The organism is Syntrophaceticus schinkii (genome assembly GCF_000946815.1).
Classification (GTDB): domain Bacteria; phylum Bacillota; class DSM-12270; order Thermacetogeniales; family Thermacetogeniaceae; genus Syntrophaceticus; species Syntrophaceticus schinkii.
Map to the genome: position 1 here is coordinate 1 of NZ_CDRZ01000232.1, position 19,337 is coordinate 19,337.

Here is a 19,337-nt window from a genome sequence, read left to right on the forward strand (position 1 = left end):
AATTCAGTTTAAAGCGTTACTGAACTTAATCAAGGACAACGTATAATTTAAAAGAATTCCCGTCGAGTATCCAAAGAGGCATTAGGGACTGACTGTCCATCACCGCAATGGTATGGCTGGTTTTCCTATGCTTTCAGAATCGACGAAAGGAGCGAAGCGGAACCTCACGGGCCGACAATGCGGTAAAACCGCAATTGATTTAACCTAAACTCCATTTTTAAAAAACCGAACTCAAGATGATATGGAAGTAAATAGTATCATGAATTAGCCGTGAGGCATAGATACTCTAAACTAGCCAGATGTTCTATTTTGTGTTAAAATAATGCGGGAGTGAGATATGTGTCCCGCAAGCCGAATATTGCTATTGACGGACCGGCCGGTTCCGGGAAAAGTACAGTTGCCAGAGAGTTGGCAGATAGACTGAATTTACTATATGTTGATACAGGTGCCATGTACCGGGCGGTGACTTATTTTGCCATAAAATCAGGTATAGATGTGGAAAATGAAGCGGAACTGGATGCTTTGGTAAAAGATATCCGGTTTTCGCTTGTTAGGTTTACGAAGAGCGGTACTGTCGTCCTCTGGTGTAATGGTGAGGATGTTTCCCCTTTTTTGCGTGAAAAAGAGGTATCCAGCCAGGTGGCAAAGGTAGCTGCTGCAGCGACCGTGCGTAAGCGTCTGGCCTGGTACCAGCGGCGGTTTGCACGCACCGATGGTGTTGTCATGGAGGGACGGGATATCGGCACTGTAGTCTTACCGGACGCCGAGTATAAGTTCTTCCTTACTGCATCATTGGATGTGCGTCTAAAACGACGGGAAAAGGAACTCCGTGCTGCGGGAAAGTCATGGACCAGGAAAGAGCTTTGTTACGAACTAACCTACCGTGATGAGATGGACCGCAAGAGAGAAATCGGGCCTTTAAAGAAAGCCCCGGGTGCGGTGGTCATCGATTGTACGAATTTGACAGTGGAGCAAGTAATAGAGAAGATGATGGAAAGTTACGGAGGGGGTTAGCGCTATGTTTTATCGCTTCTGTCGCAGCCTTTTCCGTTTTTTCTTTGGCGTGTTTTGCGGTTGGGAAGTGTTTGGTGCAGAAAACTTACCACAGAAGGGACCTGTACTGGTTATTGCAAACCATTTCAGCTACTGGGATCCGGTTGTGGTGGGCAGTGCACTGGGAAGACAGGTGCACTTCATGGCAAAGAGTAACCTGTTCTCCTACCCTGTACTTGGTTTCCTGATCAGTAAACTGGGTGCTTTTCCAGTAGACCGCCAGCGCATCGATCGGACCTCCCTCAAGAGGGCACTGTCCCTGTTGGATGAAGGGAAGATTGTCTGTATTTTTCCTGAAGGGACGAGAAGCAAAACAGGGGCGCTTCTTCCCCCATTACCAGGGGCAGCGTTTCTTGTGCGGAAAGCCGGTGTTTCTGTTTGTCCCGTTGCCCTGCAGCGAAAAAAGCGCATCTTCGGCAACAATCTGTTTCCCTGTTACCATGTTCATGTAGGGGCAACTTTCTCAGTCAACAAGCCAGGAAGGCGAGATCTTCAAGCAGATGCAGATTTAATGATGGCGAAGATAAAGGAATTATTAGAGGATTCGATTTAATTTAGCAGGAATTTATGCATAATTGCCGAAAAAAATATAAGAAAGGGGTAAAATAATTACAAAGGAAATCATACGTGCCCGGACAGCCGGATTTTGTTTCGGTGTCCGCAGAGCACTGGAACTTGCGGAAAATGCTCTGGCGAAGAGTGATAAAATATATTCGCTGGGACCACTGATCCATAATCCCCATGTTGTCGGATCTTTAAAGGAACGGGGGATTGAGGTAATCCAGGACTTAAGCTCTGTGCCTGGGCAAAAGGTGCTCATCAGATCTCATGGGGCTGCTCCGGAGGTCTTTGAACAGGCAGAAAAGTTAGGCATTGGCCTCATCGATGCCACCTGTCCTTTTGTTAAACGGGTACAGAGACAGGCTGCCGAACTGGTTCGCGAGGGATACCGGGTTGTGATTGTAGGACAGGAAAATCATCCTGAAGTTCAGGGAATACTAGGTTGGGCAGGTAGAGGGGCAGTTGTGATTCAATCCCTCGCTGATCTGGAAAAGCTGAAAATAGACAAAAAAAGGGTCGGCATTCTGGCTCAGACGACCCAAAACCGGGTAAAATACATTGATATTGCCAGGGAAATGCTGGGCAAGTCCCAGGAGTTGCGTTTCTTTGATACAATTTGCCACACCAGTCAGGCACGACAGGAAGAAGCCGCCGAGACAGCACAGCGAGCCAGTGTAATGTTTGTTATCGGTGGTAAAAACAGTGCTAACACATGCCAATTGGTGGATATTTGTCGAAAAAAAAGTGCCAACGCATCATATCGAAGATGCTGGCGAACTAACACCAGAAATGCTGCGTGGAGCATCTGTTGTGGGGGTAACTGCTGGGGCATCGACCCCAGATTGGATAATTGAGGAGGTTATTGAGAGAATGACAATGTTTGACGAAGAAATGGAGAAAGTAGAGGAAGGTGCAGTAGAGGCTGCTGCCGATGCTACCCCGGAAGCAGTAGCTGAGGATGCTCCTGTGGCAAACGAGGAACTATCAGAATCACGTGAGCCAACAGAGCTGTCAGGGCAGTCTGAGGAAGCTGAGACAGCTGAGCCATCAGAGCTGTCAGGACAGTCCGAGGAATCCGAGGAATCCGAGCCATCTGAGCCATCAGAGTTATCTGGAGAATCTGAAGAATCTGAAGAATCTGAGCTATCTGAACCGGATCAAGAAGCGATGATGAATCTTGATCTGGGGACACCCCGGCAAATCAAGCAGGGGGATCTGATCAGCGGGGCAGTTGTACAGGTGCGCGATGATGAGGTCCTGATTGACATCGGTGGAAAGTCAGAAGGAGTAATCCCACGCCGCGAGCTAGCCTTGAAAGATGCGGATGATGTTCTGGAAAACATCAATGTGGGGGATGTCCTGGATGTTTATGTCCTTCGAGTCGACAATGACGAAGGGCACCTGATCCTTTCCAAAAAGCGGGCAGACAGGGCCAAGGCCCTTGATTTTCTAGAGAAGGCCATGGAGGAGAAGACAGAACTTGCCGGCGAAGTTGTCCGGGTAGTTAAAGGCGGTCTTTTAGTGGATGTACACGGGGTACGAGGATTTGTGCCTGCTTCACTGATCGAGCGCGGCTATGCCGGCGACCTGGAAAAATACCTGGAGAAGATTTTGCGATTGCGTGTGATCGAGTTTGACCGCAGCAAAGCCAAGGTTGTGCTTTCCCAGAAAGCAATACTTCAGGAGGAGTTTCTCAAAGCACAGAAGGAACTCTGGGAAACAATTGAGGCCGGGGAAATCAGAAAGGGCACAGTCAGGCATCTGACAAACTTTGGTGCGTTCGTGGATCTAGGAGGGGTCGACGGTCTGCTGCATATTTCTGAATTATCATGGGGGCGTGTCAAGCATCCCAGTGATGTAGTCCAAGAAGGGGATGAAATAGAGGTTTATGTGCTTTCAGTGGATAAAGAAAACAAGCGCATCTCCTTAAGCCTCAAGCAAGTTCAAGGCAATCCATGGGATAAAGTTGACGAGAACTATAATGTTGGGGAGATAGTTACAGGTAAAGTGATGAGGACGGTCTCTTTTGGTGCTTTTGTTCAGTTGGAACCAGGTGTTGAGGGTCTCGTCCATATATCACGCATGGCGGATTACCATGTGGTGAAGCCCGAAGACGTTGTAAATGCAGGTGATGAGATCAAGGTAAAGATCCTGGATATCAACAAACAGGATCAAAGGATCAGTTTGAGCATTAAAGATGCTCAGGAGAATAAAACCGAGGACAAGGGAAACAATCAGGAAGGCAGCGAGCAATCGCATACCTCCAGTTCCAGTGTAGGAGTCAACTTGGGGGAGGTATTCGGAGATCTGTTGACCAGGGCTGAACATAAGTAAAGCTTGGAGGAGGTAACAGATGCCGGTATATAGTTTTGTCTGTAAAAACTGCGGGGAAGAGTTTACTAAACTGGTAGCAATTAAAGAATAAAGACAAGGTCAGATGCTCCAACTGCAAGAGTAGTGAGTTAAGGCAGGTTTTCGGAAGATTTAATTATGTCAAGGTATCAAAAAAATAATAATCCTGGTTGTAATGTTGCCAGCAACTGCGTAAGTGCCAAGCGGTATGGCTGTGGAAAATACGCGGAAAACCCTGTGCCAATGCCTCAATCATGAGGTGATTAAATGAATGCTGCAGGGATCATACTGGCCGGGGGGAAAAGTTCACGCTTTAAAGCAAACAAAGCCTTGGCCATGATTGAATCCCAGAGGTTGATTGACCGGATAGTGGCGGTGCTGGCCTCGGTTTTTCCGAAAATTATTCTGGTGACTAATACACCGGAGCAGTATAAGATGCTTGGGGTACAAATGGTCATGGATATCATCCCCAAAAAGGGTCCCTTAAGCGGGATTCATGCGGGTTTAATCTCCTCCCCGTTTGACCTGAATTTTGTGATGGCCTGTGATATGCCCTTTATCAATAATGATATTGTGCGTTACCTGGTTGAACAGATTGCTGCCTGTGATGATGCTGTGGTCCCTGTGATCAACGGGTACCCGGAACCGCTGGCTGCAGTCTATAGAAAAACATGCATTAAACCTATTGAGGATTCTCTCATGGAAGATAAATACCAGGTAAAGTCTTTTTATCCCTTGATTAGAATTAAATATATCCTGGAAGAAGAGTTGCTGGAGTTTGGTGGGGGGATGAATTTTTTTTAATATCAATACGCGAGATGACCTCCATACAGCCCTAAATATGGAACAACAAAAATAATACTGTAATAAAGGGCAAGACCTGGCGGAATGCCGGGTCTTTTTTATTTTCTGCATGGTTAATCTTAACAGGTATTTAAAGCCCTGCAATGTGAAACTTTAATGAGGGAAGGGGGTGATTATTTTGAAAAAACTGTTAGTTGGGTTTTTGCTAACCCTGTTTCTTAGCACCTGTCTGATCACTGGATGCACACCGGCTCGTAAACCTGCACCACGCCCTACAAAAACTGCACCCACACCAACAGATAGGACGAAGATGACACCGGATAAGCAGAGAGCAGACAGGATTGCCCGGGAAGCCACACAAATAAAAGGTGTTCGAAAAGCTGTAGTTGTCGTTTCAGGTAAAACAGCATTTATCGGGCTGGATCTCGAAACTAGAGAAGGTGCAGCAAGCAAAAGAGTGAAGGATCAAGTGGCCAGGCGAGTCACAACCGCAGAACCCAGTTTAAAAACCGTCAATGTAACTGCTGATCCTGACCTTGTTACCCGTCTGCGAAAGGTTGCCGATGGGATCAACAAAGGGAAACCTGTTTCGAGTTTTTCGAGGGAACTAAGTGAAATTGGACGAAGAATAGAACCAAAAATGAGGTAAAGGCCTGGTTATTTACCAGGCTTTTTCCTGATTTAGTTGTGGGAAGGAGTTGGGCAGTTTGCCACGGGTGCCACTGGGAACAATAATACTTTTAATTGTTTCACTGCTGATCTATTTTGGAGTTGCCCAGCGAGTTTTAGATAAATTAAAGCTCTCTGATAAAGCAGCCCTGGGGGTTATAGCAGCGCTAATTATCGGAAGTTTTATCAATATTCCTCTCCCGCGGGGGCCGCGAATTGAGGCTTCTCTCAATGTTGGAGGAGCCTTGGTTCCTATAATTTTAGCAGGTTATCTGATAGCCAGGACCACCAATATAGAGAAACTGCGAGCCGCGATTGGGATTATTGTAACTGCGGCAGCTATCTATCTGGCGGGGCGATTCCTTAACGCGGAACCGGAGAGCATGTTTATGGGTCCCATCTATCTCTACCCGTTAGTAGGTGGCATCGTTGCCTATGTAATAGGCAGGTCAAGACGCAGTGCGTTTATCGCTGCTACAATGGGTATTCTCCTCTTTGATGTATATACTTACCTGCGTATTATGATACAAGGCATACCGGGAGCGGTGATTATCGGAGGGGGAGGAGCCTTTGATGCCATTGTGATTGCAGGCCTTCTGGCAGTTTTATTGGCAGAATTTATCGGAGAAACCAGGGAGCGTCTGCAAGGAGGCCCAGCCGAAAGGGGTAAAGCACCGGCATTATTAAAAAGGTTGAGACCTTCATCTCCAATGAAAACAAAGCAAGAGGAAGAGGGTGAAAAAGGTGAAACGGGGGAAAATAACTAGTTATCTTATTATAGCAATAATGGTTACCATAATGATAATGATGCTTTTGGGTCTTGGAACCATCTTTTACCCGGCAATTGGTCTTCGGGACACCCATGCCGCCCAGACGGCATCAGCAACTGATGAAAAAGCTGCTGAAGTCATAAATGCTGCGGACTTTGCGGAATTGGTTACTGGTAAATTACGACATCTGACTTCCGGCTCTCCGACCTCCGCCCTTCTGGAGACCGAGCGCACCGATGGAGGCTACTACACAATTATCGATGAGCAGAAAAAAAAACATCGATTGTACCGCTCGTATTCTGAGCAAGGGTGATGAGTTCATTACTGCAAAAAATATGCGCTATCAAGTAACATCGATAAAAGGGGATTACGCTCATGCCCGCCTTGTAGGAGAAGAAGCCGAAGCAAAGTTGACGTCTACCGCCTAAAAACTCTATCTGGTCACAGTTGATAGGCAGAAGCAACAGCCATATTATCGGGATCTATCACACTCACAGTGATGAATCCTATGTCCCATCTGACGGAACTGACAGCATTTATGCTAACGGCGGCATTTTTAAAGTAGGGAAAGTTTTTGACAAAAAGCTGCGTGATATTGGTTTTACAGTTAATCATAGCCTGCGACCGCATGACCCACATGATGTCAATGCCTACTACCGCTCGCGGCGCACTGCGGCGGAACTGCTGCAAAAAAAGCCCTTAGCTCTTTTTGACATACACCGCGATGCAGTACCGCCTCAGGTTTATGCAACAAGTGTAAAGGGGCAGGATATCACCAGGGTCAAGTTTGTTGTAGGGAGAACGAATCCAAACTTTCATGCCAATCTGGAATTTGCAAAACAGCTTAAAGCCGCTGTAGACAAAAAGCATCCCGATGTTGTTCAAGGTATTCTGATAGCCAAGAGTGATTTCAACCAGGATTTAGCTCCACGCTCCATGCTTATTGAGGTCGGTGCCCATACCAATTACCGTGAGGCTGCACAGCGGGGTATTGCCCTGTTTGCAGAAGCACTTCCTTCTGTATTAGGTGTCAGTCCTAAGGCTCCGATACCTACTGCACCTGAAAGCCGCGGCGCTTGGAAAGCGGTTATTTGGGGCGTTCTCCTGGTGGCCGCGGCACTTTTAGGCTATCTATATATGAATACCGGAAGTGTTGAAGGGGCTGTTGATCAAATACGCAATTTGTTTTCCAGGATCAAAAGAAAGGAATAAGCGAAAGTAATGCTTTACCATACAAGTATTATCGGAGGCCTGGCCGCAGGAGTCTTGGCCAGGTTATTTATGCTGCGCCTTGATTACAGGCAGTACCCCACTTATCCTCACGATATAATTACACACATTGCACTCGGGTCCATCGCTGCTTTAATTGGAGCGGTCTTCATTCCGGCCCTTCTGATCAAACAGTATACAGCTGTAACATTTTTGGCTCTGGCTGCCGAACAATTCAGAAATGTAAGAAACATGGAAAGAGAGACCCTGACAAAACTGGAGGAAACAGAACTAGTACCCCGCGGCATCGATTATATTGAAGGGATTGCCAGGACATTTGAAGCGAGGAATTATCTAACAATATTTACAGCAGTCATTATCAGCGGGGTGATTATTTGGTCGGGTTGGTTCATTGCCATAGTAGCCACAATGATCATCATTACAGCATTCCAGTTCCTTAAAACCGGCAGAGTGGTGGGGGATATTGCGGAAGTTGCTGCAGCACGACTGCATTTTCAAGGGCCTATATTGATGGTTGAAGATATCTTTATTATGAATATCGGGTTTGCTCCCGCAAGGGAAAAAATAATGGCAGAAGGGATGGCAGTGCTTATTAAACCCAAGGATGATAATGGCAGAGCCATCCTCCATAATATAGGACAGCGCCAGGCAATTCTTCATACCGCTGCGGCACTTTTGGGAACTAAACGAGAAATCGGAGAGCCGGAATTTACGCCCTTGGCCAGGAAAAATATAGATACAGGGGCGCTTGGTCTGTTTATACTACCCCTGGAAAAGGATTTCGAATGCCTTCGTAATATTATCGAAAGAACTCCTGTGTTGGAGAGTGCATCCAGGAAACCCCTGGATACGCAGGCAGGACGGATTGCATCAGATTAAGGTGGTCGTTGTGAAAACAGAACTAAAAAAAGTGATCTTAGCAGTCATAGCCCAGGATTCCCAGTTGGTCTTTGGGGGTGCGCCTGTTTTTATTGCCTCCTCCCAGGAGGAACAAGAAAAAAATTGCGCTTTATCTGAGCAGAATTTTGAATGGAATGATTCACGACGTGGGAAACGGAGTGTTGGTTATTGTCAACCACTAGGAGTTATTTATGGCGAAGATAATTTACCACTGTTATGGTGGTTCACACTCTTCGGTAACTGCGGCGGGAATCCACCTGGGCATCTTGCCCAGGAAGAGAGTTGCTAATACAGCTGAACTCCTGGGAGTTCCATATTATGATGAGTATCAACCTGTAACACATGGGCGTTTACGCTTTATCGGGCGAGATGTCTTGGGGAATGAAGTTTTTGTTCTGGGAAAACGTACCGCTGGCCCTGATACAACTATATTCTTGCATAATATTGCTGAGTTATTTGACTGTGGGGAAGAGATCTACCCTGTTGACACAACTTTTCCCGTCAATCCGTTGATGGTCATCGGAGGATTTCTCTCCAGGGGCCTGAACCTGGTTTCCCTGGGCCGGCCGATTGTGATTTATGGGACCAAAATAGCCTACCCCTTTCTGGCGGAGATCGCAGCTGATGTTTTTAAAACTGTTAAAAAGAACCCTGCGCCGAGCAGGTGCACATTGTCACTTCCGGAACGTCGTTTTTTATTTTATATCTGTCCGGCACATGACCGGCTATCCCTGCTGTTGGCAGGACTGCACCTTAATCCGGATATCGGTGATCTGGAACTGCTTAACTGGATAACAAGTCTTGAGTTTTCCGGTGAGCTGGGAACACTGCAGTACCTGGGAAAAGCCGATAATTATGAACTTTATCTGGTTGGTGCAGGGAGAGAACCGGAGATCATGGCACGGACTTTAAGGGAAACTCGAACTCTCATGAAAATCCCTCAGCTTTCCTTATGCATTGTTTACTTACAACAACCCACTTCTTTATTGTTAAAGGGTATTGGCAAGCTACGAAATTTTTTATCTAGTAAGTCAGGAGTTTTATGTTGGCTGGAAAAGCTGCTGTTAAGAGGATTTGTGGAAAAAAGACGCCAGGAAGCATATGTCATCAAAACCTCATTACTGGAAGGAATTCTTGACTAAATTACTCTGCTAAATGATAATGGTTAAAAAAGATGGAGCTAATAACGTGAAAATCTGTAAAAAATCCGGTATCATTGTGGAAAGCATTGTCCCTGGATCGCCTGCTGCCTATTGCAATATCAACAGAGGTGATCAACTGCTCGCTGTAAATGGGATCCGCCCGCGGGATCTTATTGCTTACAGGTATTTATGCGCTGAAGAAAACCTTAATTTGAAAATCCGCCGGCAAAATGGGCAACCTGTCACCTATCAGATCAACAAGGGCTATGACACCGACCTGGGTATGGTATTTTCCACAGATTGTTTTGATGGAGTGAAACACTGCCGCAACAAATGTATCTTTTGCTTTGTAGATCAACTTCCTGGTCACCTGCGTTCCACTCTTTATGAAAAGGATGACGACTACAGGCAGTCCTTCTTACATGGGAATTACATCACTCTGACGAACCTCCAAGAGAATGAGATCTCCCGCATTCTCAAGTTAAAGCTGAGCCCACTCTATATTTCAGTACACACCACAGATCCGGAGCTGAGGGGGAGGATGCTGGGTTTAAAAAGACACGCACCTGTTCTGGATATGATCTCTCGGTTTGCTGAAGAAGGGATCAAGATGCACATTCAGGTTGTGCTCTGTCCAGACTGGAATGATGGGGCTATTTTAGAGAGAACGATCAGTGATTTAGCTGCTTTTTGGCCACATGTGGCATCTGTGGGGATCGTGCCGGTCGGGCTGACCAAGTTCCGGCAGCATCTTCCCTATTTGCGGTCTATAACACCAACAGAGAGCAGGAAGTTGATCAGCAGATTAGGTAATTTTCAGCAAGCATTCTGCAAAAAATACGGGGTTTCGTTTGTTTACCTGGCTGATGAGTTTTATCTGAAAGCGAGGTATCCCTTTCCACCATATGAACAATACGACGGTTTTCCCCAGTTAGAGAATGGGATCGGGCCGGCGAGACTCTTTTATGAGGATTTTCAAAAATTAAGGCGTTTTTTACCGAAAAAGGCGCGCAGGCAGCGCCGTCTGTTCATCGCTACCTCCCAGGATGGGGGTCGTGTCCTTTTGCCGGTGATCAGGCGGCTGTGGTTGATCAAAAATCTGGATGTGAACCTGATCAGTATTCCCAGCACCTTTTTTGGTCCCAGGATAACAGTAACCGGCCTTTTAACCGGACAGGATCTGCTCTGGGGGTTGAGAGATATTAAAGGGGAGGATGTTTTGCTGCCCCGTATCCTTATTCGCAAAGGCACATCTCTATTTCTTGATGGACTGGATGTCAGAGAGGTTGAACACAGGAGCGGGTGTGCTGTTCACCTGCTTGATCCAACTGCCGCTGCACTGGTAGAGCATATTTGCATGTTAGGGGGAGTTCGCTTATGAGAAAACCGGTTGTTGCCCTGGTGGGGAGGCCAAATGTCGGAAAATCCACTCTTTTCAACCGCCTGTCAGGTGGTAGGTCTGCTATTGTGGCGGACCGCCCGGGTGTCACCCGGGACAGAATCTACAGGGATGTGGAATGGGACGGCCACACCTTTACCCTGATCGATACGGGAGGGCTTTTCCTGCAGGATGCTGATTTTCGTGAGCATATAGAGGAGCAGGTGACAACAGCTATACAGGAGGCTGATGTGATAGTTTTAGTGGTGGATGCGCAGGTGGGGCCTACCACAAAGGACCTTCAGGTTGCCCAAGTTCTGTTGAAGAGTAATAAAAATACTGTTATCGCTGCTAATAAGGTTGATGAATTTTAAAAAACAGCTGGACATCTACGAATTATATAAATTAGGGTTGGGTGATCCTGTTCCTATATCCAGCCTGCACGGTTTGAATATCGATGAACTTCTGGATCGAATCACTGTTCTGCTTCCTCAGACATTGCCTGAGGATGATGATGATGATCAAGGTGTACGGATTGCTGTTGTAGGCAGGCCAAATGTGGGGAAGTCATCTTTGGTTAACGCCCTGCTCAGTGAAAAGAGGGTCATCGTCAGTGATGTCCCAGGAACAACACGGGATGCCATTGATACTAAATTTCTGATAGATGATCGCTCTTATACTCTCATAGATACCGCGGGGATCAGGAGACGCAGTCGGGTGTCCAGGGGCATAGAGTATTATGGAGTGCAGCGTGCCCTGAGGGCCATCGATCGGGCAGATGTGGTTCTTTTGGTGATCGATGCCACAGAAGGTATTGTAGAACAGGATAAGAAAATTGCAGGATATATTGAAGAAATGGGGAAAGGAGTTATAATAATAATCAACAAATGGGATTTAACGGCTGACATTAAGAACAGGCGACGAGTCTTTGAGAACCTGGCCCGCACGGAATTGAGTTTTCTCATTTATGCTTCTGTGCATTTTGTTTCCGCTCTGACTGGGGAAGGGTTAGAGAGGATCCTCTCCCAGGTGGATTTTGTACACAGTGAACAGAACAAAATGATCAGCACAGGAAACCTGAATTCCTGGTTGAGCGAGGTTGTCTTCTTGAATCCTCCCCCGGCAACACAACAGGGGGGTCTTAAGTTTTACTATGCTACCCAGGTTGCCACAAAACCACCGGTATTTGTCTTTTTTGTGAACAATCCAAAGCAGGTTCATTTTTCTTATAAACGCTACCTGGAGCGGCAGCTTAGAGAGGCATATGGTTATGAGGGGACACCAATCAGGCTTATCTTCCGGGGACGAAAACGCTCTCCGGCAAATTAAAAAAGGGGGAGGGAAATTATGCGTGTTGTTCTGATGCTCCTGATCTGTTATCTGATCGGGTCCATTCCCTGTGGCTACCTGATCGGCAGGAGAAAAAGTGTTGACCTGCGTAGCCGCGGCAGTGGGAATATCGGGGCTACCAATGCCTTTCGTATTCTGGGGCCCGAATTGGGTTTACTTGTGCTTTTCTGTGATGTTGCCAAGGGTTTTATTCCTGTATTGATAGTAAATAATATCTTCGGCCCTGCTTGGGGTGTTGGAGCAGGGCTTGCAGCTATGGTCGGCCACAATTGGTCGGTTTTTCTTGGTTTTCGTGGAGGCCGAGGGGTTGCCACCGGCGCCGGGGTGCTTATAGCATTGATGCCGTGGGTCGTATTTATTGCATTTATTGTTTGGGTGCTTGTTGTTCTTATATCTGGATATGTTTCTCTGGGATCAATTATTGCTGCAATTGCTGTGCCCATCATAGCATTGATTCTGCGTGTGCCCTGGGTCTATTTTATCTTTGCTGTACCCGCACCTATTCTTGTAGTCATCAGACACTTGCCGAATATCAGGCGGCTGCAGGCGGGTACTGAATCTCGTATTCGCTTCTGGTAGAACAGCTGGTGCCGCCTGGGAGTAGAAGTCCGACGCCGGAAGTCGGAGGTCCAATTGATGGTTGGTAGTTGGTTGTTTTTCGTTGAAAAATCAAGCAGGTGAGTGTCACCTGGGCACAACCTCAGCGGCTTAACAAAGGCCGCTTTTTGTTTTTGAAAAACTCCCCTTCCTTGTAATACCAATTATTGACTGGCATATAAATAATATAAATGATAATTATCCGAAACAAGTAGTACCTGACATGATCAATTTTTTGGCATGAATACGGATTGTCTTGCATAAAAAAGAATAGGGAGGGGGTTGCCCATGGAAAATCTCAATATCTTCCGGGATATTGCTGAGCGAACAGGTGGAGACATTTACCTGGGTGTGGTTGGGCCTGTGCGGACCGGCAAATCAACATTTATTAAGCGTTTGATGGAACTGTTAGTTCTGCCGAACATTGAAGACACCAATGACAAAGAGCGGGCAGTGGATGAGCTGCCTCAGAGTGGGGCCGGCAGGATGATTATGACTGTGGAACCGAAATTTATACCTCAGGAGGCCGTCCAAATAGTCATCCGGGATGGACTCAAAATGAAAGTGAGAATGGTTGACTGCGTTGGTTATACTGTTGATGGTGCTCTTGGTTATGAGGAGGAAGAGGGCGGGCCTCGCATGGTGATGACACCCTGGTTTGACGAGGCTGTACCCTTTCAAGAGGCAGCAGAGATCGGAACACGAAAAGTGATTGCGGATCATTCTACAATCGGGATCGTGCTTACTACTGATGGTTCTGTAACTGATCTTGCTCGGGATAATTATCTGGATGCCGAAGAGCGCGTGATTGAGGAATTAAAGGAGTTGGGCAAGCCATTTATCGTTGTACTCAACACTCTTTATCCTGAGGCTTATGAATCGATCGAACTGGCACAGAACCTGGAGGAAAAGTATGATGTACCCGTTCTGTCTATCAATTGTGCCGAAATGTCTTATGACGATATCCTGAACATTCTCCAGGAGGCCCTTTATGAATTCCCGGTCCAGGAGGTCAATATCAAATTGCCTCTCTGGATCGAGGAACTGGACAGTGATCACTGGCTGAGATCAGAATTGGAGCAGGCGATCAAAGAAGCTGTAGCCGGTGTAAATAGGCTGCGGGATATCGATCAAGCCGTTGAAAAAATCAGAGAAAGTGAGTTCGTGGAAGCAGCATTGCTGCAGGAGATGAACCTGGGTACAGGTGTTGCTGATATAGAGCTCCATTCTCAGGAGGGCCTTTTTTTCAGAGTGCTCGAGGAGGTAAGCGGGCTCATCGTAAGTGGGGAGCATGATATCCTGAGGCTGCTGCGGGATCTCAGCAAGAGCACAATCAGAATTGGAAAAAATGGCTCCGGCTTTGGAAGAAGTGCAGGAACTGGGGTATGGGGTGGTAGCCCCGAGTTTAGATGATATGATCCTGGAAGAGCCCGAACTGATCCGGCAGGGTAATCGTTTTGGTGTCAAGTTAAAGGCGAGTGCTCCCTCTCTCCATATCATTAAAGCAGATATTACAACAGAGATAACTCCCATTATCGGTACAGAAAGACAGTGTGAGGAACTAGTCCGCTACATGCTGGAGGAATTCGAGGATGACCCCATCAAAATATGGAAGAAGGATATCTTTGGCAAATCGCTCCACGATTTAGTAAGGGAGGGCATTCAAAATAAACTTCACCGTATGCCGGATAACGCCCAGGAGAAGCTGCAGGAGACGGTGCAGCGGATTGTCAATGAGGGAAGTGGCGGCCTGATCTGTATCATCATTTAGTTTCTTCAAAACGGTCAAACCAATGACCGTTTTTTTATTTTTCTGTAGAAAAAGCAGGAGTTGACATTTGCAGGAGCGAAAGGTTTCGGTATTATATTTCTAAGAGTGTATTATGAATATAGGAGGATATCAATGAAGGATTCTTCTATCGGTATTGGGCTGCTTGGCTTGGGTACTGTCGGATCAGGGGTGTACAAACTGCTTCGGGAAAATGAACTTCAGATTTCTCAGCGGACCGGCAAGAGGCTGGAGATCAAAAAAATCCTGGAGCGTGATCAAAAAAAGGCCTTCTCTTTGGGGATACCACCGGAGGTCCTGGCGGAAAATATTGAAGAAATATTAGATGACCCCGAAGTCCAGATTGTTATTGAGCTTTTGGGAGGAATAGAACCAGGCCGCACATATATCAGGCAGGCCTTATGCCAGGGTAAACATGTTGTTACTGCGAATAAAGATGTTGTAGCTGCACATGGCAGAGAGCTGTTTGAAGCCGCTGCTGCCGGAAAAGCCGATTTTTATTTTGAAGCAAGTGTCGGTGGAGGCATTCCTGTAATTCACATCTTGAAAGAAAATCTGGCAGCCAATAAAATTGAAGAAGTGATTGGGATCGTCAATGGTACCACAAATTACATTTTGACCCGGATGAGCGAAGAGAATGTGGAATTTTCTACAGTTCTTCAGGCAGCTCAGGAGGCCGGATATGCTGAAGCTGATCCCACTGCAGATATTGAGGGAGATGATGCCGCCAGAAAGATCGCCATTTTAGCTTCAATTGCTTTCAATACCCGGGTCACTCCGGCAAATGTTTTTGCGGAGGGGATCACCAGGATCGCCCCTGAAGATGTTAACTATGCGCAGGAATTGGGATATGTGATCAAACTGCTGGCCATTGCCAGGGAACATAACGGGGAAGTCGAGGTACGAGTTCATCCTGCCTTCCTGCCCCAGCAGCACCCACTGTCAGCGGTCATGGGTGTTTTCAATGCCATCTATATCTGTGGGAATGCCGTAGGTGAGACTATGTTTTACGGGAAGGGAGCGGGACAAATGCCCACAGCCAGTGCTATTGTGGGTGATGTCATGGAGATAGTTCGCAATCTGGAAAGCGGCAGCAGCGGCCGGTTCCCCTGCAGCTGTTATTTAGACAAGCCGATCCTTCCCATCGGCCATATTCACACTAAGTACTATCTTCGCCTCATTGTGAAGGACAAGCCCCGGGTTATGGCCGGTATCGCAGGGGTATTGGGGGATCACCAGGTGAGCATTGCTTCAGTGATTCAGAAAAGAACCCTTATTGTTAAAGATGAGACAATGGCTGAGATCGTGCTGATTACACATAAGGTTTTGGAGCAGGATATGCAGGATGCCCTTGCTGTACTAAAGGGGCTGTCTACTGTAGGTTCTGTTGAAAATGTTATTCGTGTTGAGGGGGAGCCAAAATCATGAACTGGAAAGGGTTAATTAATGCTTATTGTTCTTTTTTACCTGTAACAGATCAAACACCTATCATAACTCTTCATGAGGGGAACACCATTTTGCTTCCTGCGACAGGTCTTTCGGAAAGGCTTAAAATTCAACTATTTTTGAAATTTGAAGGGCAGCACCCTACCGGATCCTTTAAGGACCGCGGGATGACCCTTGCAGTAAGCAAAGCTGTAGAAAGTGGGAGCAGAGCGGTGATGTGTGCTTCAACCGGCAACACATCCGCTTCAGCTGCGGCCTATGCCGCTCGCGCAGGGATCAAGTGTATTGTTCTTGTGCCAGATGGCTATATTGCTTTGGGGAAGCTAGCCCAGGCATTGATCTACGGAGCAGAGGTGATCGCAATCAAGGGCAATTTTGATGCTGCCCTACAGCTTGTACGCAAGATCACCCAGGAACACCCGATCACACTGGTTAATTCTCTCAACCCTCACCGGATTGAAGGGCAGAAAACGGGTGCTTTCGAAGTCTGTGACCAACTTGGCTTTGTCCCGGATTACCTGGCTCTTCCTGTAGGGAATGCAGGCAATATTACAGCATACTGGAAGGGATTTAAAGAATACAAGGCTGCGGGATGTATCTCTTCAACACCTGTAATGATCGGTTTTCAGGCTGCCGGTGCTGCTCCGATAGTCAGAGGTGAGGTTGTTCCGGAACCCCGTACAGTGGCCACAGCCATCAGGATCGGCAATCCGGCCAGCTGGAAAAAAGCCGAGACAGCTATCGAGGAATCACAGGGACGTATCGATGCAGTCACAGATGAGGAAATTGTTGACGCCTATCAGTTGATTGCAAGATCTGAGGGGCTTTTTGTGGAACCGGCATCTGCCGCTGCTGTGGCTGGGGTGGTTAAACTGGTGGAGGAAGGCTTCTTCAAGCCGGGAGCGCGGGTTGTCTGTATTATGACAGGGCATGGCTTAAAGGACCCTGATACTGCTATTCAAACCTGTCACTTAAAGCCCAAGGTGATTCCAGCGCAGGAAGATGCGGTTTTAGAGATCTTAAATAGCTATGATATTCTCTAATAAAACTAAAAAAACAGGTGACTTAAAGATGGGTAAACAGGTTATAGTTAAAGTACCTGCTTCAACAGCCAATTTAGGGCCAGGGTTTGATGTTCTCGGCATGGCACTGAACCTGTATAATACTGTGGTCCTGGAGGAGATGGAGAGTGACTGCCAGATAATAGAAGTGAAAGGGGAGGGAGAGTCTTTACTTCCCCGGGACAGCAGCAATCTCGCTGCCCGGGCTGTATCCTCTCTGTTGTATAGCGCCGGTTACAGTGATCATGGATTTAAACTCTGTTTGGAAAACCAAATTCCTCTGGCGAGTGGATTAGGAAGCAGTGCCGCGGCCATTGTCGGCGGTCTGGTAGCAGCTAATGCTTTGGCGGAAAGCCCCTTCTCAGATCAAGATATTTTACAGATGGCTGTAGAGATCGAGGGGCACCCAGATAATGTAGCTGCTGCTCTTCTGGGTGGGGTAGTAGTTGTTATCAAAGATGAGGAATCCTGTATCTATTCCCGTTTGATCCCCAGGGAAGGGCTGGGGATTACAGCGGTTATTCCTGATTTCAGCATATCGACAGCTGAGGCACGGAGTGTTTTACCGGAATATGTTCCTCTGCAAGATGCCGTTTATAATTTAGGGCGGATTGCCTTGTTGGTGACAGCTTTACGGGAAGGAGATTGGGATTTGCTCAGGGTAGCCCTGCATGACCGCTTGCACCAACCTTACAGGTGTCAGCTTGTGCCTGGGTTGGCTGATGTGTTTGCAGCTGCCCTGGAAAGCGGTGCCTATGGAGCCTTTTTAAGTGGGGCAGGCCCCACTGTGGTTGCTTTAACTCCTCCTGACTGTGATGCCGGGAGAGCGATTGCCGATGTTTTTCAATCTAAAAATATAACAGCACGGGTTCTGCAGCTGGAACCTTGCTTAACAGGAAGCTATATATTATAAAATAAGAATTGATCAATCAAGTTGGGGGAGGCTTATTCGTGCGAATCGTTGTGCAAAAGTTCGGAGGTTCCTCAATAGCGGATCCTGAGTTAATTAGAAATGTCGCCCGGCGTGTTGTAAGGGCTAAACAAAAGGGCAACCGAGTTGTTGTGGTTGTTTCTGCAATGGGGGACACCACAGATGAATTGATTGACCTGGCATACAGGGTTACTGCATCTCCCCATAGCCGTGAGATCGATATGCTCCTGACCACAGGTGAACAAATTTCCATTGCTCTATTGGCTATGGCAATTAACGAACTGGGGCATGAGGCTGTTTCTCTGACCGGATATCAGGCCGGAATAACAACTGATCATGCCCATATGCAAGCACGTATTGTAAACATCGATCCGGAGCGGGTTCGACAGGAATTGGATCAGGACAAGATCGTGGTTGTCGCCGGCTTTCAGGGGATGACAGTAACCGGGGAAATCGCTACCCTCGGCCGTGGGGGGTCAGATACAACTGCTGTTGCCCTTGCTGCATCTCTGAAAGCGGATCTCTGTGAGATTTATACAGATGTCGACGGTGTTTATACAGCTGATCCCAGGATTATTCCTAAAGCCGTAAAGCTAAATTATATTTCTTATGATGAGATGCTGGAATTAGCCAGTCTGGGGGCACTGGTCCTGCAGCCACGCGCAGTGGAGTTTGCTAAAAATTATTCAGTCCCTCTGTTGATCAGATCGAGTTTCAATGAATGTGAAGGGACACTTGTAGGGGAGGTTGCATCAGTGGAAAGTTGTCACCCTGTCAGTGGGGTTGCTCATGACTTAAATGTTGCGAAAATCGGTATATTTGACGTTCCTGACCGCCCAGGTATCGCCAGGAATATTTTTCGTACTTTGGCAAGAGAACAGATTAATGTGGATATGATCATCCAGGGGTGGGTGCGTGATGACAGGAACGATATCGTCTTTACCGTAACCCGCGGTGATCTGGAAAAGGCCCTCCCCGTAGTGGAGAGGATCGTCAAGGAAATTGAGGCATCTGGTTTTGTCTATAATGACCGCGTGGCCAAGGTCTCCATAGTGGGAGCAGGTATGATCACCAATCCGGGGGTAGCGGCAAATATGTTCAAAGCCTTGGCTGAACAGGGCATCAATATTGAAATGATCAGCACCTCCGAGATCAAGGTATCCTGTATCATCGAAGAGGACCAGGCGATCAAGGCAGTGGGCGCCCTGCATGCCGAATTTTTCAAATAACGGGGTCAGGCTTGAGTAATTTACTTATTTATTGCCATAAATGTCAGAGCCACTATCCCCGGTGCATCCCAGGCG

General features: G+C 47.1%; 19 protein-coding genes and 2 pseudogenes. All 21 read left to right on the forward strand.

Going from position 1 to position 19,337, the window contains the following annotated elements; all coding sequences use genetic code 11:
• Positions 1-330: 330 nt before the first annotated feature.
• A complete protein-coding gene (cmk, locus tag SSCH_RS08565) occupies positions 331-1,014 on the forward strand; it encodes a (d)CMP kinase (protein ID WP_052835483.1) in 684 nt (227 codons plus the stop codon).
• 4 nt (positions 1,015-1,018) lie between these two features.
• Positions 1,019-1,606, forward strand: a complete 588-nt coding sequence (locus SSCH_RS08570; RefSeq protein WP_044665105.1) for a lysophospholipid acyltransferase family protein — start codon at positions 1,019-1,021, stop codon at positions 1,604-1,606.
• A 115-nt stretch (positions 1,607-1,721) separates the two neighbouring features.
• Positions 1,722-2,427: pseudogene (gene ispH / locus SSCH_RS16635) on the forward strand (4-hydroxy-3-methylbut-2-enyl diphosphate reductase); the annotation flags it as partial.
• A gap of 57 nt (positions 2,428-2,484) precedes the next feature.
• Positions 2,485-3,948, forward strand: coding sequence for a 30S ribosomal protein S1 (gene rpsA / locus SSCH_RS16640; protein ID WP_052835486.1), 1,464 nt, complete (start codon positions 2,485-2,487; stop codon positions 3,946-3,948).
• 285 nt (positions 3,949-4,233) lie between these two features.
• Complete coding sequence (gene mobA, locus SSCH_RS08580) at positions 4,234-4,770, forward strand: molybdenum cofactor guanylyltransferase (RefSeq protein WP_052835487.1); 537 nt, start codon at positions 4,234-4,236, stop codon at positions 4,768-4,770.
• A gap of 178 nt (positions 4,771-4,948) precedes the next feature.
• Positions 4,949-5,419: a YhcN/YlaJ family sporulation lipoprotein gene (locus SSCH_RS08585; RefSeq protein ID WP_044665106.1), complete on the forward strand. Its 471-nt coding sequence runs from the start codon at positions 4,949-4,951 to the stop codon at positions 5,417-5,419.
• Positions 5,420-5,486: 67 nt separating this feature from the next.
• Positions 5,487-6,206, forward strand: coding sequence for a DUF1614 domain-containing protein (locus tag SSCH_RS08590; RefSeq protein WP_232294314.1), 720 nt, complete (start codon positions 5,487-5,489; stop codon positions 6,204-6,206).
• Positions 6,175-6,522: a hypothetical protein gene (locus SSCH_RS16645; RefSeq protein WP_156972201.1), complete on the forward strand. Its 348-nt coding sequence runs from the start codon at positions 6,175-6,177 to the stop codon at positions 6,520-6,522. The genes SSCH_RS08590 and SSCH_RS16645 overlap by 32 nt, the downstream gene beginning before the upstream one ends.
• Before the next feature lie 134 nt (positions 6,523-6,656).
• Complete coding sequence (gene spoIIP, locus SSCH_RS08595; RefSeq protein ID WP_052835489.1) at positions 6,657-7,421, forward strand: stage II sporulation protein P; 765 nt, start codon at positions 6,657-6,659, stop codon at positions 7,419-7,421.
• 9 nt (positions 7,422-7,430) lie between these two features.
• Positions 7,431-8,318: a YIEGIA family protein gene (locus SSCH_RS08600; RefSeq protein WP_044665108.1), complete on the forward strand. Its 888-nt coding sequence runs from the start codon at positions 7,431-7,433 to the stop codon at positions 8,316-8,318.
• 77 nt (positions 8,319-8,395) lie between these two features.
• The gene (locus SSCH_RS21885; RefSeq protein WP_408645718.1) at positions 8,396-8,521 is read left to right on the forward strand and encodes a capping complex subunit for YIEGIA; all 126 of its coding nucleotides are present in this window, start codon (positions 8,396-8,398) and stop codon (positions 8,519-8,521) included.
• Positions 8,522-8,530: 9 nt separating this feature from the next.
• Positions 8,531-9,481: a DUF3189 family protein gene (locus SSCH_RS16650; protein ID WP_052835490.1), complete on the forward strand. Its 951-nt coding sequence runs from the start codon at positions 8,531-8,533 to the stop codon at positions 9,479-9,481.
• A gap of 46 nt (positions 9,482-9,527) precedes the next feature.
• Positions 9,528-10,862: a DUF512 domain-containing protein gene (locus SSCH_RS08610; RefSeq protein WP_052835491.1), complete on the forward strand. Its 1,335-nt coding sequence runs from the start codon at positions 9,528-9,530 to the stop codon at positions 10,860-10,862.
• On the forward strand, positions 10,859-11,233 hold the full coding sequence (locus tag SSCH_RS22375) for a GTPase (RefSeq protein ID WP_332306918.1): 375 nt from the start codon (positions 10,859-10,861) through the stop codon (positions 11,231-11,233). Before SSCH_RS08610 ends, SSCH_RS22375 begins: the two co-directional genes overlap by 4 nt.
• Positions 11,223-12,188, forward strand: a complete 966-nt coding sequence (der, locus tag SSCH_RS08615; RefSeq protein ID WP_332306922.1) for a ribosome biogenesis GTPase Der — start codon at positions 11,223-11,225, stop codon at positions 12,186-12,188. The genes SSCH_RS22375 and der overlap by 11 nt, the downstream gene beginning before the upstream one ends.
• 18 nt (positions 12,189-12,206) lie before the next feature.
• On the forward strand, positions 12,207-12,788 hold the full coding sequence (gene plsY / locus SSCH_RS08620; RefSeq protein WP_044665109.1) for a glycerol-3-phosphate 1-O-acyltransferase PlsY: 582 nt from the start codon (positions 12,207-12,209) through the stop codon (positions 12,786-12,788).
• Between the two features lie 306 nt (positions 12,789-13,094).
• Positions 13,095-14,577 (forward strand): annotated as a pseudogene (gene spoIVA, locus SSCH_RS08625) (stage IV sporulation protein A).
• Between the two features lie 132 nt (positions 14,578-14,709).
• Positions 14,710-16,023: a homoserine dehydrogenase gene (locus SSCH_RS08630; protein WP_044665110.1), complete on the forward strand. Its 1,314-nt coding sequence runs from the start codon at positions 14,710-14,712 to the stop codon at positions 16,021-16,023.
• Positions 16,020-17,084 (forward strand): threonine synthase, encoded by a 1,065-nt coding sequence (gene thrC / locus SSCH_RS08635; RefSeq protein WP_044665111.1) that lies wholly within the window; start codon positions 16,020-16,022, stop codon positions 17,082-17,084. The genes SSCH_RS08630 and thrC overlap by 4 nt, the downstream gene beginning before the upstream one ends.
• Positions 17,085-17,112: 28 nt before the next feature.
• Positions 17,113-18,015, forward strand: a complete 903-nt coding sequence (gene thrB / locus SSCH_RS08640) for a homoserine kinase (RefSeq protein WP_052835494.1) — start codon at positions 17,113-17,115, stop codon at positions 18,013-18,015.
• Positions 18,016-18,053: 38 nt separating this feature from the next.
• Complete coding sequence (locus tag SSCH_RS08645) at positions 18,054-19,262, forward strand: aspartate kinase (RefSeq protein ID WP_044665113.1); 1,209 nt, start codon at positions 18,054-18,056, stop codon at positions 19,260-19,262.
• Positions 19,263-19,337 lie beyond the last annotated feature (75 nt).

Bases quoted from the DNA above. Each gene is read 5' to 3' on its own strand.
- SSCH_RS08570 (WP_044665105.1), top strand. From the start codon at position 1,019: ATGTTTTATCGCTTCTGTCGCAGCCTTTTCCGTTTTTTCTTTGGCGTG.
- rpsA (WP_052835486.1), top strand. From the start codon at position 2,485: ATGACAATGTTTGACGAAGAAATGGAGAAAGTAGAGGAAGGTGCAGTA.
- mobA (WP_052835487.1), top strand. From the start codon at position 4,234: ATGAATGCTGCAGGGATCATACTGGCCGGGGGGAAAAGTTCACGCTTT.
- SSCH_RS08600 (WP_044665108.1), top strand. From the start codon at position 7,431: ATGCTTTACCATACAAGTATTATCGGAGGCCTGGCCGCAGGAGTCTTG.
- SSCH_RS16650 (WP_052835490.1), top strand. From the start codon at position 8,531: ATGGCGAAGATAATTTACCACTGTTATGGTGGTTCACACTCTTCGGTA.
- SSCH_RS22375 (WP_332306918.1), top strand. From the start codon at position 10,859: ATGAGAAAACCGGTTGTTGCCCTGGTGGGGAGGCCAAATGTCGGAAAA.
- der (WP_332306922.1), top strand. From the start codon at position 11,223: ATGAATTTTAAAAAACAGCTGGACATCTACGAATTATATAAATTAGGG.
- plsY (WP_044665109.1), top strand. From the start codon at position 12,207: ATGCGTGTTGTTCTGATGCTCCTGATCTGTTATCTGATCGGGTCCATT.
- SSCH_RS08630 (WP_044665110.1), top strand. From the start codon at position 14,710: ATGAAGGATTCTTCTATCGGTATTGGGCTGCTTGGCTTGGGTACTGTC.
- thrC (WP_044665111.1), top strand. From the start codon at position 16,020: ATGAACTGGAAAGGGTTAATTAATGCTTATTGTTCTTTTTTACCTGTA.
- thrB (WP_052835494.1), top strand. From the start codon at position 17,113: ATGGGTAAACAGGTTATAGTTAAAGTACCTGCTTCAACAGCCAATTTA.